Here is a 4,242-nt window from a genome sequence, read left to right on the forward strand (position 1 = left end):
ATCAAAATGAACTGCTGAAAATATTGGGGCAACCCTATGAATCATTTTATTCCTGAAAGTGGTGCGGAATGTCGGTTACATGTGTCTACGAAATGGTTTTTTGTTAATAATACTTACGATTATTTTTTGCTTATATATATTGTCTACTGCATTTTTTACACATAACTTACGGTTCGAACCATTGATATCTTACTGCTTATAAATAGTCGGCAAACAAATTTAGCTACAATACTACCTATAAAGGGTCTTGCGCCCATTTCAGCGAAAAGTTCTATTGTGGGCTAGCGAGAGCATTTGAGCCGTAATTTACGGTGCTATTTAAGTGTATCTTTAATGCACTGACTAAAACTCAGTGCAGAAAATAGCTCAGACTGATGTATAATGCACCGTAATAATAACACCATGTATAGTGCACTGATGAACACCAATATGCGGATTTACGGCATCAAAAGCGATTAAATAAAACATAACAAACTGATTTAAATTAATTTATCTGCGTTCGTGGAACTTTTCGCTGAAATGGGCACAAACCCCCATAAAGCATGGTTAATTATTAGCATGTGAGTTCCTCTGCCAGAACTGGTTTTTCTTACGACATCAATATCTCAAACCCGTAATATAAGGGCTAATTCGCTGTCATAACGTATTGTGGTTGTGAGTTACCTGGTACAGGAGAGAATTCTACAGCTCAGTACGATCATCAGGATACCATGTGAACTGACGGAAATTTCGGCGATTCCGGCGTAGAACCCCTATCAGGCATTTTGGAAAAAGCACCATTAATTGAGTTAAAACTTGGATAACGAAGTATATGGATAATTTTGACGATTACGAAAAACTTTCTGCACGCCATGTCTCTTTGCAACGCATTCTGACCCTATTTAAACCTTGGCGAGGACGCATTCTTTTTATTGGCTTACTCATCGTCATTGGGGCTAGTGTCGGCGTTCTCGCGCCCTTTTTATTACGCGAAATTATTGATACTGCACTACCTCAACAAGATATACAGCTTCTTGGCTGGTTAGCATTAGGTTTGATCGTGATTACCGCTCTAAACGCAGCGATTAACGTGATACAAATGATATTATCTACCAAGATAGGTCAAGCCATTATGCACGAGCTACGGGTACGGCTCTATGGGCACCTGCAAACACTTTCTCTTGGCTTTTTCACACAAACTCGGACAGGCGAAATTCAATCAAGTATCGCCAGTGACATTGGCGGACTTCAATCTGTCGTCAGCAATACGGTGACCGAAATCGTTCGCAATGTCAGCATTACAGTAACCACCGCCATCGCGATGCTGTTGCTGGACTGGCGACTTGCACTGTTCTCCTTTGTCGTCTTGCCGCCATCACTCTGGCTCAGCCACAGAGTCGGACTAATACGTGAACGCCTGACGCATCAACAACAAGATGGTCATGCAGATATGTCTGCGATCGTACAAGAGACCCTATCAGCTCCAGGCATTATCCTGTCGCGTACTTTGGCACGCGGTCTTTTTCTGACCCAGCGCTTTGAAAAAGCATCGTCCAAAACCTTGCATTTAGAAGTGCGTGCACATACTGCAGGTGAATGGTCATGGTCGGTGATTGAACTACTACTCGGTGCGATGCCCGCGCTGACATTACTATTGGGCGGCTTGCTGATTGGACAAGGCGTGCCAGTTACCATCGGTACGCTCGTAGCCTTGATCGCACTACAGGAACAATTGCTGTGGCCCTTAGAAAATTTATTGGAAAACACGGTAAAATTGCGCACTACACGGGCACTATTTACACGTATTTTTAAATATTTAGACACCCCTCCCGATATTGTAGAACCTGTTCAGACTCGGGACTTCAGTAATGAAGGTCCGCGTGGCCATGTACGATTTGAAAACGTCAGTTTTAGCTACGATAGTACTGACATATCAAGCTTATGCAACGTATCAATAGATATTCCAGCAGGTAGTCATGTGGCTATAGTCGGACCTACAGGTGCAGGTAAAAGTACCTTCGGTTATCTTCTGGCCCGACTCGTTGATCCGAGTCAAGGTCGGATTACAATTGATGGCATTGACCTTCGAGAGATGAGCTTTGAACAACTTGCAAGCGTACTCGGCGTAGTCACGCAAGACCCATTTCTCATGAATACGAGCATCGCAGAAAACTTACGCTTTGCCCGCCCAGAGGCCAGTGATGAGGATCTTGTTGCATCTGCGCGTACTGCACAAATCCATGATTTAATCGTCTCGCTGCCTGAAGGCTATCAAACCAAGGTTGGTGAACGTGGCTACCGCTTTTCAGGTGGAGAAAAGCAACGCCTCGCGCTGGCTCGAACGATCCTGCGTAACCCGCCAATTCTACTGCTTGATGAAGCAACCAGTGCGCTAGACAACACGACGGAAAGGGCAATTTCTCTAGCTTTGGCACAAATGGCATCCGAACGTACGGTCATCTCTATTGCGCACCGTCTCTCTACTGTTCGTCATGTGGATCAAATATTGGTGCTCAAGGATGGTCAGCTAGAAGAATGGGGAACCCATCAACAGTTGGTCGAAACAGATGGCATCTATGCCGGACTGTTACGTACAGCTGAGCCAACCTAAAATTCCATTGTCGGATAAGCACAGCCTGTTGCCAGGCTGTGCTCTCCTAACAACCTGTTCAGAGTCTTTTTAACAACACCGCTAAGAAGGCCAAATTGACCATTTTCAGGCTAATATTTAGTTTTAGTTCGCAATTCTTCCAAAGCCGCCTACATTTTTCCAACCAACTGAATGAGCGTTCAACTAATGTCACTGGGGTAGACTTTTCTCATCCTCAGATTATCAGGGTTCAGTGTATTTTAGTAAAGGCTCTGAACAGGTTGTTAGGGGTTTAAGTTGTCCGAAAAGCCAGACAAGCAAGCCGGCTAAGAATATAAAAACCTCGTAAAACTTACGCCAGAGCTTATTCGGTTGAATTGTATTCATGGGAAATTTTGTAGCACGGCAAGGTTCTGTCGCATTAAGCGGTCATCAGGTAAGCTTCCCTGTTTTTGAGCGAGTCCAGAGCGATGTCCCTTATCCGAAAAGCGTTCAAACGTCTGCACTATCCTGTTGATATCATCGCTCAGTGTGTTCGCGAGTATCTAGCCTACGTAATAGCGAAGAAATGCTCGTTGAACGGGGGGATATATTCACTCATACTTTCTCTGTTAATGCGACAGAACCTTCAACATTGATCTTGATAATATAACAAATATGTTATACCTTTAATCATAACGAATAAGTTATGAGGCAGATATGTGGGAAGTTATAACGACAGAGTGTTTTGACGGGTGGTTTCTGGCTCAGGATGATGAACTCAGGGAATCAATTTACGAAGCAATGGGTGTATTAGAGAAATTCGGGCCGAATCTCGGTAGGCCTTATGTTGATACGCTACATGGCTCAGATTTTCCAAACATGAAGGAATTGCGTGTTCAACACGCAGGTGATCCGATTAGAGCTTTTTTTGCATTTGACCCTAAGCGGCGGGCAATCGTTTTATGTGCTGGCAATAAAACAGGGGTAAATGAAAAACGGTTCTACAAGGAAATGATCCGACAAGCTGATTTTGAGTACCGCCGTCACTTGGAGAAATAATTATGGCTAATTACAGAGAATTGTTAGCAAAAGAAAGCCCAGAAATGCAGGCACGTATTGAAAAGCGAGTTGAACAGGCTAGCATCAAATTAGCCCTTAGTCAGTTACGTGATGAATTAGACATGTCACAGGCGGAGCTTGCTGCCGTTATGGGTGTTCAACAGCCTTCCATTGCTCGAATGGAAAATGCGGATCATGATCCGCGCCTCTCAACGCTCAAGCGCTATGTGGCAGCCTTGGGAGGGGAATTAAGTATTGATGTGACACTTCCAACCGGTAAGCGTGTGGCATTCTATCTATGATTCAGGAGGTTAATAGTAGGCGGTAACGCCTCATCGTCTCATTAGCCTCTAGGGTTCTGTCGCATTAACAGAGAAAATCTGAGTCAATGTGGGATTGGTTATATTTTATGCAGCTAATCGGTAAAACATTTCTGCCGGTGACAATGCCTTATCTTCTGATTGTGAGTCTTGTCCTTTACGTAGCATCGAAACGAGCTCTATCCCCGCTAAAATCGTTTGGGCCCGGCGAAACGATTTAAAGCCTAACATCGGCCGTATCCGACGTTTGACATGGCGAGGGTCTTGCTCAATGCGGTTATTCAGGTATTTATTTTGCCGGATTTCAATCCC

At 44.2% G+C, this 4,242-nt stretch carries 4 protein-coding genes and 2 pseudogenes; 4 read left to right on the forward strand and 2 right to left on the reverse strand.

What is annotated here, in order from left to right; translation table 11 throughout:
• Positions 1-811: 811 nt before the first annotated feature.
• Complete coding sequence (locus NXS07_RS18715; RefSeq protein WP_258087383.1) at positions 812-2,590, forward strand: ABC transporter ATP-binding protein; 1,779 nt, start codon at positions 812-814, stop codon at positions 2,588-2,590.
• 58 nt (positions 2,591-2,648) lie between these two features.
• Here the strand turns inward: NXS07_RS18715 and NXS07_RS18720 are convergent.
• Positions 2,649-2,777, reverse strand: a pseudogene (locus NXS07_RS18720) (IS5/IS1182 family transposase); the annotation flags it as partial.
• Positions 2,778-3,039: 262 nt separating this feature from the next.
• Between NXS07_RS18720 and NXS07_RS18725 the strand changes: the two are divergent.
• The 3 genes and pseudogenes from NXS07_RS18725 to NXS07_RS18735 form a co-directional block, all read left to right on the forward strand.
• Positions 3,040-3,132: pseudogene (locus tag NXS07_RS18725) on the forward strand (IS6 family transposase); the annotation flags it as partial.
• 136 nt (positions 3,133-3,268) lie between these two features.
• Positions 3,269-3,610 carry a type II toxin-antitoxin system RelE/ParE family toxin gene (locus tag NXS07_RS18730; RefSeq protein ID WP_038195863.1) on the forward strand — a complete coding sequence of 114 codons (342 nt, stop codon included), beginning with the start codon at positions 3,269-3,271 and terminating at the stop codon, positions 3,608-3,610.
• 2 nt (positions 3,611-3,612) lie between these two features.
• The gene (locus NXS07_RS18735) at positions 3,613-3,912 is read left to right on the forward strand and encodes a helix-turn-helix domain-containing protein (protein WP_038224079.1); all 300 of its coding nucleotides are present in this window, start codon (positions 3,613-3,615) and stop codon (positions 3,910-3,912) included.
• 105 nt (positions 3,913-4,017) lie between these two features.
• Here NXS07_RS18735 and NXS07_RS18740 read toward each other — a convergent pair.
• Positions 4,018-4,242, reverse strand: a 225-nt coding sequence (locus tag NXS07_RS18740) for a DDE-type integrase/transposase/recombinase (protein ID WP_258087384.1), incomplete at its 5' end; no start/stop codon positions are given.

It is taken from the genome of Xenorhabdus bovienii, assembly GCF_024721015.1.
GTDB classification, from domain to species: Bacteria; Pseudomonadota; Gammaproteobacteria; order Enterobacterales; family Enterobacteriaceae; genus Xenorhabdus; species Xenorhabdus bovienii.